General features: G+C 52.6%; 13 protein-coding genes and 1 pseudogene. 3 read left to right on the forward strand and 11 right to left on the reverse strand.

The window, feature by feature from the left end; genetic code table 11:
• The first annotated feature begins 40 nt into the window (after positions 1-40).
• The 3 genes from folX to EHN13_RS17565 all read left to right on the forward strand — a co-directional run bounded on the left by folX (position 41) and on the right by EHN13_RS17565 (position 1,903).
• Entirely contained in the window at positions 41-403 is a 363-nt protein-coding gene (folX, locus tag EHN13_RS17555) for a dihydroneopterin triphosphate 2'-epimerase (protein WP_005129505.1), read from the forward strand.
• Positions 404-422: 19 nt separating this feature from the next.
• A complete protein-coding gene (locus EHN13_RS17560; protein WP_124021811.1) occupies positions 423-1,316 on the forward strand; it encodes a TIGR01777 family oxidoreductase in 894 nt (297 codons plus the stop codon).
• 71 nt (positions 1,317-1,387) lie between these two features.
• Entirely contained in the window at positions 1,388-1,903 is a 516-nt protein-coding gene (locus EHN13_RS17565) for a GNAT family N-acetyltransferase (protein WP_071887365.1), read from the forward strand.
• A gap of 33 nt (positions 1,904-1,936) precedes the next feature.
• Here the strand turns inward: EHN13_RS17565 and hisP are convergent, their stop codons facing one another.
• The 11 genes and pseudogenes from hisP to accD all read right to left on the reverse strand — a co-directional run bounded on the left by hisP (position 1,937) and on the right by accD (position 12,237).
• Positions 1,937-2,710 (reverse strand): histidine ABC transporter ATP-binding protein HisP, encoded by a 774-nt coding sequence (gene hisP, locus EHN13_RS17570; protein WP_061068225.1) that lies wholly within the window; start codon positions 2,708-2,710, stop codon positions 1,937-1,939.
• A gap of 13 nt (positions 2,711-2,723) precedes the next feature.
• Positions 2,724-3,431, reverse strand: a complete 708-nt coding sequence (hisM, locus tag EHN13_RS17575; RefSeq protein ID WP_003028116.1) for a histidine ABC transporter permease HisM — start codon at positions 3,429-3,431, stop codon at positions 2,724-2,726.
• Positions 3,428-4,114 carry a histidine ABC transporter permease HisQ gene (locus tag EHN13_RS17580; RefSeq protein WP_003028118.1) on the reverse strand — a complete coding sequence of 229 codons (687 nt, stop codon included), beginning with the start codon at positions 4,112-4,114 and terminating at the stop codon, positions 3,428-3,430. The genes hisM and EHN13_RS17580 overlap by 4 nt, the downstream gene beginning before the upstream one ends.
• A gap of 186 nt (positions 4,115-4,300) precedes the next feature.
• Positions 4,301-5,083, reverse strand: a complete 783-nt coding sequence (gene hisJ / locus EHN13_RS17585; protein ID WP_003028120.1) for a histidine ABC transporter substrate-binding protein HisJ — start codon at positions 5,081-5,083, stop codon at positions 4,301-4,303.
• Between the two features lie 247 nt (positions 5,084-5,330).
• Positions 5,331-6,113 (reverse strand): annotated as a pseudogene (gene argT, locus EHN13_RS17590) (lysine/arginine/ornithine ABC transporter substrate-binding protein ArgT).
• A gap of 287 nt (positions 6,114-6,400) precedes the next feature.
• Positions 6,401-6,970 (reverse strand): UbiX family flavin prenyltransferase, encoded by a 570-nt coding sequence (locus EHN13_RS17595; protein WP_115601723.1) that lies wholly within the window; start codon positions 6,968-6,970, stop codon positions 6,401-6,403.
• A 96-nt stretch (positions 6,971-7,066) separates the two neighbouring features.
• Positions 7,067-8,584, reverse strand: coding sequence for an amidophosphoribosyltransferase (purF, locus tag EHN13_RS17600; protein WP_005129677.1), 1,518 nt, complete (start codon positions 8,582-8,584; stop codon positions 7,067-7,069).
• A 33-nt stretch (positions 8,585-8,617) separates the two neighbouring features.
• Entirely contained in the window at positions 8,618-9,106 is a 489-nt protein-coding gene (gene cvpA / locus EHN13_RS17605; protein WP_005129678.1) for a colicin V production protein, read from the reverse strand.
• A 220-nt stretch (positions 9,107-9,326) separates the two neighbouring features.
• Positions 9,327-9,995, reverse strand: coding sequence for a cell division protein DedD (gene dedD / locus EHN13_RS17610; RefSeq protein WP_061068227.1), 669 nt, complete (start codon positions 9,993-9,995; stop codon positions 9,327-9,329).
• Complete coding sequence (gene folC, locus EHN13_RS17615; RefSeq protein ID WP_124021812.1) at positions 9,985-11,253, reverse strand: bifunctional tetrahydrofolate synthase/dihydrofolate synthase; 1,269 nt, start codon at positions 11,251-11,253, stop codon at positions 9,985-9,987. Before folC ends, dedD begins: the two co-directional genes overlap by 11 nt.
• A 69-nt stretch (positions 11,254-11,322) precedes the next feature.
• Complete coding sequence (gene accD / locus EHN13_RS17620) at positions 11,323-12,237, reverse strand: acetyl-CoA carboxylase, carboxyltransferase subunit beta (protein WP_115601722.1); 915 nt, start codon at positions 12,235-12,237, stop codon at positions 11,323-11,325.
• Positions 12,238-12,267 lie beyond the last annotated feature (30 nt).

Genomic DNA, 12,267 nt, shown 5'->3' on the forward strand with positions numbered 1-12,267 from the left:
CGTGTATCATGAAAAGGTTCATACATGGAGGAAACCTGCAATGTCACAACCTGACGCAATTATTCGTATAAAAAACCTTCGTCTGCGCACTTTTATCGGCATTAAAGAAGAAGAGATTCTGAACCGACAGGATATCGTCATCAATATTGCCATCCACTATCCAGCAGACAAAGCCCGGACCAGTGAAGATATCAACGATGCGCTGAATTATCGCACCATCACCAAGAGCATCATTTCGCACGTTGAGAGTAACCGCTTCTCATTGTTGGAAAAATTAACGCAAGATGTGCTCGATATCGCACGCGAACATCACTGGGTCACTTATGCTGAAGTGGAGATCGATAAACTTCACGCATTGCGTTACGCCGACTCCGTTTCCATGACATTGAGCTGGCAGCGCTAAACGTAACCCGGGAGGCGACATGCAGATTCTGATTACCGGCGGTACTGGCCTGATTGGACGTCATTTGATCCCCCGCCTGCTGGAACTGGGGCATCAGATTACCGTAGTGACACGTACTCCTGATAAGGCTCGTCAGATTCTGGACTCCCGGGTCACGCTATGGAAAGGGCTGGAAGAGCAGCAAAACCTCGATGGCGTTGATGCTGTCATCAATCTTGCCGGAGAGCCTATCGCCGACAAACGCTGGAGCGCTGAGCAAAAAGAGCGTTTGTGCCAGAGCCGCTGGGGGATTACGCAGAAACTGGTCGATTTAATCAAAGTCAGCAACACGCCGCCTGCCGTACTCATCTCTGGTTCCGCTACGGGATACTACGGCGATCTGGGTGAAGTCGTTGTGACGGAAGAAGAACCGCCACATAATGAATTCACCCATAAGTTGTGCGCCCGCTGGGAACAGATCGCCAGCGCTGCGCAAAGCGACAAAACCCGCGTATGTTTGCTGCGTACTGGCGTTGTATTGGCCTCTACAGGCGGGATCCTCGCAAAGATGGTTCCACCGTTTCGTCTGGGGCTTGGCGGTCCTATCGGCAATGGGCGTCAATACCTGGCCTGGATCCATATTGACGATATGGTCAACGGGATTATCTGGCTGCTGGATAACGATCTGCGCGGTCCCTTCAATATGGTTTCGCCATACCCGGTTCGCAATGAACAGTTCGCCCATGCGCTGGGTCATGCCCTAAACCGCCCGGCGATCCTGCGCGTTCCGGCAGCCGCTATACGGCTGCTGATGGGCGAATCCTCGGTGCTGGTCCTCGGGGGGCAGCGCGCGTTGCCCAAGCGACTGGAGGGGGCAGGTTTTGCGTTTCGTTGGTACGATTTGGAAGAAGCGCTGGCCGATGTCATCCTATAATGTCTGATATCCCTTCACTGTTGCCATTGTGGTGGTATGGTTAAAAAACCAAATACCACAATGGCGACGTTATGGCGATAATATCAACACCCCGACTTACTCTCTCTTTATACCAACTCGCTGACTGGCCTTTTTTCCAGCGGCTACGAGAAAATCCGGACGTCATGCGTTTCATGGGTGATATCGCCCCAACCAAAGATACTCGCCTGCTCTTCGCCAGACGCCTTTCCGCTCGACATACCTTTGTTATCCGGGAGCACAACAACACGGCGCAACTGGGCGATATTGGCTTACAGATAAGCCATCTTTATCCTCAGGAAGCTGATATTGGCTATGCCATCACGCCGCGGGCGCAGGGAAAAGGGATTGCCAGCGAAGCCGTACGTGCCGTGTGCGATTATGCCTTTCAACAGGCTGGCGTAACGGCGATAAATGCCTATGTATTAGCCGGAAATACCGGGTCGATACGCATTCTGGAAAAAACAGGATTTATACGCACTCAGGTGCTTGAAAAAGCCTATGAAGTGAACGGCATAGCGTATGACGACTGGGTTTATCGTCTGGAGTACAGCGCGTTAAAGCGGTAGGCCCGGAAAGCGTAACGCCTCCGGGCAACTTACTTATTTCAGCGAGCCCTTGAGAAACTGCTGCAAACGCGGGCTTTGCGGATTACCGAATACCTGCTCCGGGTCGCCCTCTTCCTCAATTTTCCCCTGATGCAGGAAAATCACGTGCGTGGAGACATGTCGAGCGAATCCCATTTCGTGGGTCACGACCACCATGGTTTTACCCTCTTCGGCCAGCTGTTGCATAATACGCAACACCTCGCCCACAAGTTCTGGGTCAAGCGCCGATGTGGGTTCATCAAACAGCAACACTTCCGGTTCCATCGCCAACGCACGCGCAATAGAGACGCGCTGCTGCTGACCACCGGACAGATGTACCGGATATTTGCCCTGCGCGCGCTCATCAATACCGACTTTGGCCAGATACTTCACCGCACGTTCGCGGGCTTCCTGCTTGCTCAGCCCCAGCACCTGAATCGGCGCTTCCATCACGTTTTCCAGCACCGTCATGTGGCTCCACAGGTTGAAGTGCTGAAAGACCATCGTCAGTCGCGTGCGTAGCAGACGCAGCTGATTTTTATCTGCAACCTTCAACTGACCGTCTTTGTCGCGCACCAGGCCAATATTCTGACCGCTAACCACAATCGTTCCGGCACTCGGCTTTTCCAGAAAGTTAATGCAGCGCAGGAAGGTACTTTTACCCGAACCTGACGAACCAATAATACTGATAACATCACCCGCATTGGCCTGCAGCGATACCCCTTTCAGCACTTCATGTTCGCCGTAGTGCTTATGTAAATCGATAACGTTTAATTTATTTTCAGACATCGTGTTACTCGAATCATTTAGAGGATACATGCTGCAACCAGCGTTTTTCCGCTTTACGGAACAGACTGATCAGGACATATGAAATTATCAAATACAGTACAGCGGCAATACCGAAGGCGGTAAACGGCTGATACGTTGCCGAGTTGATATCGCGGGCGATCTTCAACAAATCAGGCACCGTGGCGGTAAATGCCAGCGCCGTGGAGTGCAGCATTAAAATGACTTCATTGCTGTAAGCCGGCAGCGCAATACGCAGCGCGGAAGGTAAAATAATGCAGCGATACAGTTTGAATGACGAGAAACCGTATGCGCGCGCGGCTTCAATCTCACCATGGGGTACGGAACGAATAGCCCCGGCGAAAATCTCCGTCGTGTAGGCACAGGTATTCAGCGTCAATGCCAGCACGGTACAATTCAGCCCACTGCGGAAAAATGCGTTAAGGAAGTCCGTGCCTTTGACTATCTCCAGCGTATACATCCCGGAATAAAACACCAGTAGCTGAACGTACAGCGGCGTCCCACGAAAAATATAGGTGAACAGCCAGATAGGGAACTGGATAAATTTATTACTGGAAACGCGGCCAATCGCCAAAAACAGCGCCAGTATTCCGCCCATCACTACTGACGAAATCAAAAGCCACAGGGTGATAGCGACGCCAGTGTAGCGATATCCGTCGGTCCACAGCAGGGACTTCCAGTATTCCTGAATAATCTCGATCACAGGTCAGCCCTCTTCACACCCACGGAATAGCGGCGCTCAAGGTACAGCAGCACACCATTAGAAACAGTGGTAAACACCAGATAGATGACCCCGCACACCACGGCAAAATAGAACGGCTCCCAGGTACTCTTCCCGGCAAGCTGAGTGGCTTTCACCACGTCTTCAAGTCCAAGCAGTGACACCAGCGCCGTGGCCTTAAGAATGACCTGCCAGTTGTTGCCTATTCCCGGTAAGGCATAGCGCATCATCGCCGGGAACATAATGCGGCGAAATATTTGTGAGCTGGTAAAACCGAATGCCGTCGCGGCCTCAATATGACCTTTTGGCACAGCCATGAACGCACCACGGAACGTTTCGGTAAAATAGGCGCCGTAGATAAACCCAAGCGTAATTATACCCGCGACCATCGGATCGATATCAATCTGGCCGATACCGATGGCATCGGTAATGGTATTCAGCGCAATTTGTAACCCGTAGAAAATGAGCAGCATTAAGACGAGATCGGGAACCCCGCGGATAAGCGTTGTGTACCCTTCGAAAATAAGCCCCATTGCCCGGCTTTGCGACAGCTTAGCTGCCGCGCCGACAAGACCTATCAGAACCGCCAGTACCACCGAGCTGAGTGCCAGCTCCAGCGTAACAATTGCGCCCTGTAAAATAACACCTGAAAAGCCATACAACATGCTGCCTGTCCTGTCGTGTGTGGTGGAGTAGTAAGCCTCTTTTGATTTCAGACTAACCGTTAAATACCGGATGGCGGCTTTGCCTTATCCGGCCTACAAAATCACCGTAGGCCTGATAAGCGCAGCGCCATCAGGCATAAATTCAACGCGTCAAAAATCTACGGGCTTTATCAGCACCTGCGGTGATTAACCGCCGTAAACATCAAAATCGAAATACTTTTTCGCCAGCTTCTCGTAAGTCCCGTCAGCGCGCATTTCAGCAAAGGCTTTGTTCAGCGCTTCGCGCAGCTCGTTATCGTCTTTGCGCAGCCCCATACCGGTACCCACGCCGAATAACTTTTCGTCTTTCACAGACGGGCCGCCGAATTTGTAATCTTTACCGACCGGCTGTTTCAGGAAGCCTTCGCTGGCCGCGACTTCATCCTGGAATGCGGCGTCAATACGCCCGGCAGTCAGGTCAGAATAGATATTGTCTTGTCCCTGATAGGAGACAATTTCAATGCCTTTTGGCGCCCAGTGCTCGTTACCGAACGTTTCCTGAGTCGTGCCCTGCAGCACGCCGACACGTTTACCTTTCAGCGACTCAATAGTCGGCTGAATAGCAGAATCTTTAGCGACAACCAGACGCGAGTCGGCTGCATAAAGCTTGTCGGTAAAGGCAATTTCCTGCTGACGTTTTTCAGTAATGGAAAGCGAGGACATGATCGCATCGATTTTTTTCGCTTTTAGCGAAGGGATCAGCGCGTCCAGCGGGTTTTCCACGAAGGTACATTGCGTATTGATACGTTTGCACAGCTCTTTAGCCAGATCGATATCAAAACCGACTAATTCACCCTGCGCATTTTTCGATTCGAACGGAGCATAAGTAGGATCGGTACCGATACGAATTTTTTGCGGAATGGCGGCAAATGCTGCGGTAGCACTGGAGAAAGCCAGAACCAGAGAAAGAGACAACACCAGTTTTTTCATAACTATCCTCAACAGACTGTCTTTTATAGGGGATCTTTACAGGACCAGGTGCAGTTATCGTGCCATTAATCAGGCCGACAAGGCAAAGCATTCTACCCTGTCGGCGGTATTTATTTGCATGAAAAGCGCTTAAGTATGCACTCATGCTTATTAAGCCAACGACAAAAGCACCAAAAAAGTGCACTGAATGTATTATGCACCGTAATGGTTACCCGCAATGGTGCAGTCAATTCCCCGCTGCGGCGTATTAATCGCCGTAGACATTGAAGTTAAAATACTTACTCGCCATTTTGTCGTAAGTGCCGTCTTTGCGCAGTTCACCCAGCGCTTTATCAAAAGCGGCTTTCAGCTCGGTGTCATCTTTGCGCAAACCAATCCCGGTTCCGTCGCCAAAGTATTTTTTATCTTTTACCGAAGGACCTGCAAAGTCGTAGTCTTTACCGGCAGGCTGCTTCAGGAAGCCTTCGCTGGCCGCGACTTCATCCTGCAACGCCGCGTCGAGACGACCCGCCGTCAGGTCAGAATAAATGAGATCCTGGTTCGCATAGGCCACCACATCCACGCCTTTGCTACGCCAGTTGTCATTGGCATAGGCTTCCTGAGTAGAGCCTTGCAGCACGCCAACGTGTTTACCCTTGAGGGAATCCAGAGTCGGTTTAATTGGGGAACCTTTCGCGGCGATCAGACGTGAGTCTGCTGCGTAAAGTTTGTCTGAGAACGCAATCTCTTGCTGACGCTTCTCGGTGATAGAAAGCGAGGAGATAATGGCGTCAATTTTTTTCGCTTTCAGCGACGGGATCAGCGCATCAAAGTCGCTGGCAACCTAGGTACATTTGATCTGCATGCGCTTACACATCTCATTTCCCAGATCGATATCAAAGCCGACAAAGTCGCCTTTGGCATCTTTAGAGGAAAAAGGTGCGTATGTTGTATCTGTACCAATACGAACCGTCTGCGGAAGTGCTGCGTAGCTGGCCGCGGTGGCGGAAAGTCCTACCAGCAAAGACAAAGCAAGAACCGTCTTCTTCATACATAACCCTCAAGTGGCGTAATTTTATTATGTTTTACGTTGTGTTGTGTGTTTGCAGACTTTTTCATGCAGGTCTTATGCCATTTTCGCGTCGATGAGGATATTCGACGTTAAATATGTTAATAAAACGTTGCAATAATGTCCTGATTTTGAAGATAGCAGGTCTGACGGTTGAACCGCAGCGTTTCGTTGAGTTTTAGCGAATTAAATGTTGAGGATATGATCGCGGTTACAAAATTGCCCTGAAACAGGGCAACGGACGCTTCTTTGCACGCTAATGGAACGGCTCACGCCCCTTGCCAGCGGGTGAACAGATCCTGTGGAAGGGAAATATCGAACTGGTCAAGTACGCGGTTAACCGTTTGATTAATCACATCATCGAGCGTTTGCGGGCGATGATAGAACGCCGGGACAGGCGGCATAATTACTGCGCCAATTTCTGCCGCCTGGGTCATGAGGCGCAGATGCCCCAAATGCAGCGGCGTTTCGCGCACGCACAGCACCAGCGGGCGGCGTTCTTTCAACACCACATCTGCCGCACGGGTCAGCAGCCCATCGGTATAGCTATGAACGATGCCGGAAAGCGTTTTAATGGAACACGGCAGGATAACCATTCCGGCGGTCTGAAAAGAGCCGGAAGAGATACTGGCGGCGATATCGCGCGTATCGTGAGTCACATTCGCCAGCGCCTGTACGTCACGCACGGTGAGGTCCGTTTCCAGCGCCAGCGTCTGCCGGGCAGCGGCACTCATCACCAGATGGGTTTCCACATCGGTAACGTCACGCAAAACCTGCAGCAGGCGCACGCCGTAAATTGCCCCGCTTGCGCCAGAAATACCAATGATGAGTCGTTTCATGTGTAATCGCCCTTACTTGCTCAGGGCCGACTTTGCAGGAAATTACGGTGAGTTGCAAGCAAGGGTGCAGGTTGCGCCCTTGCTTGCGAGCAAACATTAACCTTCGTTGTGCATCTCAAGGTTTTCCGCTTCGTTCTGACGCAAAATCGCTTTGGCGTCGTCATTACGCAGGGAGTCGAGGAAATCGAGATATTGCTGGTCGACGTCTTTGGTGACGTACACGCCGTTAAACACGGAACATTCAAACTGCTGAATATCCGGGTTCTCAGCACGGACGGCTTCAATCAGATCGTTCAGATCCTGGAAGATAAGACCATCTGCGCCAATTATCTGGCGAATCTCGTCCACTTCGCGACCATGAGCAATCAGCTCCGTCGCCGTAGGCATATCGATACCATAAACGTTCGGGAAGCGAATTTCCGGGGCAGCAGAGGCCAGATACACCTTCTTCGCTCCTGCCTCACGCGCCATCTCGATAATCTGTTCTGAGGTCGTACCGCGCACGATGGAGTCATCCACCAGCAACACGTTTTTATCACGGAATTCCGCACGGTTGGCGTTCAGTTTACGGCGCACGGATTTACGGCGCAGCTGCTGGCCTGGCATGATAAAGGTACGGCCCACGTAGCGGTTTTTCACAAAACCCTGACGGTACGGCTTACCGAGAATACGGGCAATTTCCAGCGCGATATCACAGGAGGTTTCCGGAATCGGGATCACCACGTCAATGTCCAGATCTTCCCATTCACGAGCAATTTTTTCGCCAAGCTTGGTACCCATGTTTACGCGGGCGCTGTAGACGGAAATCTTGTCGATAAAGGAGTCAGGACGTGCGAAGTAGACATATTCAAACAGGCACGGATTGCTGACCGGGTTATCGGCACACTGGCGGGTAAACAACTGACCTTTTTCGGTGATATAAACCGCTTCGCCAGGGGCAACGTCGCGCAGGAATTCAAAGCCCAGCGTATCCAGCGCTACGCTCTCGGAGGCCACCATGTATTCGGTACGACCATCGCCGATATCACGTTTACCCAGCACCAGCGGGCGGATGCCGTTCGGATCGCGGAAAGCAACCATACCATGGCCGATAATCATCGCCACGCAGGCATAGGCGCCGCGGATCTGGCGGTTGGTTGCGGCAATAGCAGCAAAAATATTGTCGGCTTCCAGCGGATAGTGGCGGAAATTATCCAGCTCGCTGGCGAAAATATTCAGCAGAATTTCAGAATCTGAAGTGGTATTGATGTGGCGGCGCTTTTCTTCAAACAGCTTTTTACGCAGCTCATGCGCGTTGGTCAGGTTGCCATTGTGGGCAAGCGTGATGCCATACGGTGAGTTGACGTAGAAAGGTTGGGCCTCAGAGGCGCTGGAGCTGCCGGCCGTTGGGTAACGCACATGACCAATGCCCATGTTGCCCTGCAAACGCTGCATGTGGCGCGCTTCAAAAATGTCGCTCACCATTCCGTTCGCTTTACGCAAGCGGAAGCAGTTGTTGGCATCAATGGTGATGATGCCAGCGGCATCCTGGCCACGATGCTGGAGCACCGTTAACGCGTCATAAATCGACTGGTTTACCGGCATAACACCGGCGATACCGACAATACCGCACATACGTCTTTTCCTCGTTCAGCAACAACCCAAAGTTTATACTTTGGGCAAGAAACTTGACGAGCTTTGCAGATAGTCAAAGAACCATCTGATGATGAAACTGAACTGCGGGATCAGCTGCGACTTACTCCAGTCTTCACTTTTCGACAGACCGGTAAATGTATCGAGAAAGAACAAGATGGCGGCGACGATCAGCGCCCCTCTCAGAGCTCCGAAGCAAATCCCCAACACCCTGTCGGTACCCGACAGGCCTGTTTTCTCTACCAGCTGGCCTATCACAAAGTTAACGATAGCGCCGACGATAAGTGTCGCGATGAACAGTATCGCGATAGCAATCCCATTTCGAACCAGTTCGTCTTCAAAGCCCGTAAACCAGACAGACAGGTAAGTGTAGTAATGGCTGGCGACAAAGAAAGCACAACCCCAAGTCACCAACGATAATGCTTCACGAACAAAGCCACGGATCAGGCTAACCAGACAGGAAAAACCAATCACCGCGATAATGGCGTAATCAATCCAGACCATATGTGTCCCACGATTTTACGCCCTGTCGTCCTGTTCGGGGCGCATTCTAACAGAAAAAGAAAACGTTTGCGTAGGGATTTCCTTTCCACGCGTAAATAAAAATGGCGCTGAAAAAATCTTCAACGCCATACCGTTTTATGCCTCTTCGGGCACTGCCGGATAGCGGTAAAAACACCGTATCCGGCCTGAATCAGAGCTGCGCCGTAAACAGCGCAATCCCTTAATTAGGGGTGTACCCCATCACGACGCCACTCAGACCAGAGATCTTCTGCAGCTCGCCCAGCGAGTTTTTCAGCTTATCTTTGGAGGCGTCCGGCCCCACGAGAATGCGGGTTATTTTACCCTGCACCGGCGTTGACGGAGAAGTATATACCCGGAAGCCCGCGCCACGAAGTTTACCCACGATCTCATTGACCTTATCCGCATTTTTCAGCGCACCGAGCTGTACAACGTACGCTTTGCCGGTCGGCGCTGGCGGTTCCTCAGCAGCCGGTTTAGGCGCTGGGGCTGGCGCAGGAGCAGGCGTCGGAGCGACGGCAACAGGCTGCGGCTTCGGTTTGGGTTTCGGCTGCTCTACGGGCGCTGGGACAGGATCTAACTCCGCGCTGTTTGCCGTCGTCAAACGTGAAGGATCCAACGATGGCGCGGCAGCATCTCCCGCACGCACCTCTTCTGCCGCCCCTTCCGGCGGCTGGGTCGGCAGCGCCTGCGTTGCCGCTGGCATCATATCTGGTTCATCGCGATCGCCGGGTTTCGGCACCAGAGGGATCGCCGCAAACTCATCCTGATAATGTTTTTTCTGCCCGTCAAGCAGCCCAGGGAGCACAATCACCCCCAGCGCGACCAGCACAATTGTGCCGACTAATCGATTCTGAAACTTACTCGCCACCGCTTCTCCCCACGTCTATTACTTCCATGACATGTGCGACAGTGTGAAACGATCCACACACCAACACGGTATCTTCTGGCTTCGCCTCAGCCAGTGCCGCAGACCATGCCTGCGCCACGCTATCGTAGGCGTCGCCTTTGCCCAGATGCTCCAGCAATTGTTCTGCCGTTGCGCCACGCGGCCCTTCCAGGGGCGCACAGTACCAGACGTCAACCACGCTTTTTAACCAGGCTAACGTACCGGCAATGTCTTTATCATGTAGCATACCGATAACCGCAAGTACACGCCCGCTTTTCACTAACTTTTTCAGACGTCCGGTCAGATATTCTGCCGCATGCGGGTTATGGGCAACATCGAAAATAACTCGCGGCGACTCGCTCACAATCTGGAAGCGTCCCGGCAAAATCGCGTGTTCGATGCCGTCACGAATGGCCTGCTCGCTAACGTTCAACCCGCTTGCACGCAGCGCGGCCAGTGCGGTAGCAGCGTTAGGTTGTGGAACCTGCGGCAACGGCAGATGCGCCAACGTTCCGTGAGCGTCCGTAAATGACCAGTCGTTCTCGGTGACCGCATAGCGCCAGTCCACGCCGCAGCGTTGCAAAATTGCCCCGCACTCTTGCGCGACATCCGCGATGGTGTAAGGCATTTCAGGTTCGCCGACGATAGCCGGTTTCTCAGCGCGGAAAATGCCCGCTTTCTCACGACCAATGCTTTCACGATCCGGGCCCAGCCAGTCGGTATGATCAAGCGCAATACTGGTGATCACCGCCACATCAGCATCAACGATATTGGTGGCGTCAAGGCGCCCGCCCAGCCCCACTTCCAGAATAACGACATCCATCTGCGCCTGTTTAAACAGCCAGAGCGCCGATAACGTACCGTATTCAAAATAGGTCAGAGAAATGTCGCCACGCGCGTCTTCGATCTCAGCAAACGATGCGGTATGCGCTGACTCCGGCAGTTCACTCCCCTGCACGCGTACGCGCTCCGTGTAGCGCACCAGATGCGGTGAACTGTACACTCCGACTTTATAGCCTGCTGCGGCCAGCACCGATTCCAGCGTACGACATGTCGTGCCTTTTCCGTTGGTTCCTGCCACCGTAAACACAAATGGCGCGGGTTTCAACACACCCAGTTTGCGCGCCACCTGGCTTACACGTTCAAGGCCAAGATCGATGGTTTTACTGTGCAGGTTTTCCAGATAAGAAAGCCACGACGCCAGGGGCGACGCGGCTTGAGGAATACGTTTATTGTCCATGATGCCTGTAATTTTATGACGTAGAGAAAAGCAAAAGGGCAGAGCCAGTGGCCCTACCCTTATCAGCTATCAGGCCTCTGATTCCTGATCGGGTACCGGAGGCACCACCTCGCCTTCACGCGGCTCATCCGGATTCGGCGCAGGAAGATTCATCAGCTTCGCCAGGATGCTTGCCAGTTTCAGGCGCATTTCCGGACGGCGGACAATCATATCGATAGCGCCTTTTTCAATCAGGAACTCGCTGCGCTGGAATCCCGGCGGCAGTTTCTCACGTACGGTTTGCTCGATAACGCGCGGACCTGCAAAGCCGATCAGTGCTTTCGGCTCAGCAATGTTGAGATCGCCCAGCATCGCGAAGCTTGCAGAAACACCACCCATGGTAGGGTCAGTCAGTACGGAAATGTACGGTAAACCACGTTCCTGCATTTTCGCCAGTGCGGCAGAGGTTTTCGCCATCTGCATCAGAGACATCAGCGCTTCCTGCATTCGCGCCCCGCCAGAAGCGGAGAAGCAGATCAGCGGACAGTTATCTTCCAGCGCCTGTTCGACGGCACGGACAAAACGCGCGCCGACCACAGAGCCCATGGAGCCGCCCATAAACGCGAACTCGAATGCTGCAGCAACGACCGGCATACCATGCAGCGTGCCTTTCATCACCACCAGCGCATCTTTCTCGCCGGTTTCTTTTTGCGCAGAAGCCAGTCTGTCTTTGTATTTTTTGGAATCACGAAACTTCAGCACGTCTTTCGGCTCAAGCTCGCTACCCAGTTCCACGAGAGAACCTTCATCTAACAGGCTATGCAGGCGATTACGCGCCGACATGCGCATGTGATGGTCACACTTCGGACAGACCTCAAGATTACGTTCCAGCTCAGCACGGTATAAAACCTGACCGCAGCTATCACACTTGGTCCACACCCCTTCAGGAATGCTTGCCTTGCGGGTGGGAGTAATGTTGCTTTTAATTCGTTCAATCCAGCTCATTGGTGACCTTTCTGCCTGAACCCTAGTCAG

It is taken from the genome of Citrobacter youngae, assembly GCF_003818115.1.
GTDB lineage: Bacteria > Pseudomonadota > Gammaproteobacteria > Enterobacterales > Enterobacteriaceae > Citrobacter > Citrobacter youngae.

Coding starts and splice junctions, on each gene's coding strand:
- purF (WP_005129677.1), bottom strand. CDS start 8,584: ATGTGCGGTATTGTCGGTATCGCCGGTGTTATGCCGGTAAACCAGTCG.
- folX (WP_005129505.1), top strand. CDS start 41: ATGTCACAACCTGACGCAATTATTCGTATAAAAAACCTTCGTCTGCGC.
- cvpA (WP_005129678.1), bottom strand. CDS start 9,106: ATGGTCTGGATTGATTACGCCATTATCGCGGTGATTGGTTTTTCCTGT.
- EHN13_RS17560 (WP_124021811.1), top strand. CDS start 423: ATGCAGATTCTGATTACCGGCGGTACTGGCCTGATTGGACGTCATTTG.
- hisJ (WP_003028120.1), bottom strand. CDS start 5,083: ATGAAAAAACTGGTGTTGTCTCTTTCTCTGGTTCTGGCTTTCTCCAGT.
- hisP (WP_061068225.1), bottom strand. CDS start 2,710: ATGTCTGAAAATAAATTAAACGTTATCGATTTACATAAGCACTACGGC.
- EHN13_RS17580 (WP_003028118.1), bottom strand. CDS start 4,114: ATGTTGTATGGCTTTTCAGGTGTTATTTTACAGGGCGCAATTGTTACG.
- EHN13_RS17565 (WP_071887365.1), top strand. CDS start 1,388: ATGGCGATAATATCAACACCCCGACTTACTCTCTCTTTATACCAACTC.
- folC (WP_124021812.1), bottom strand. CDS start 11,253: ATGGACAATAAACGTATTCCTCAAGCCGCGTCGCCCCTGGCGTCGTGG.
- accD (WP_115601722.1), bottom strand. CDS start 12,237: ATGAGCTGGATTGAACGAATTAAAAGCAACATTACTCCCACCCGCAAG.
- EHN13_RS17595 (WP_115601723.1), bottom strand. CDS start 6,970: ATGAAACGACTCATCATTGGTATTTCTGGCGCAAGCGGGGCAATTTAC.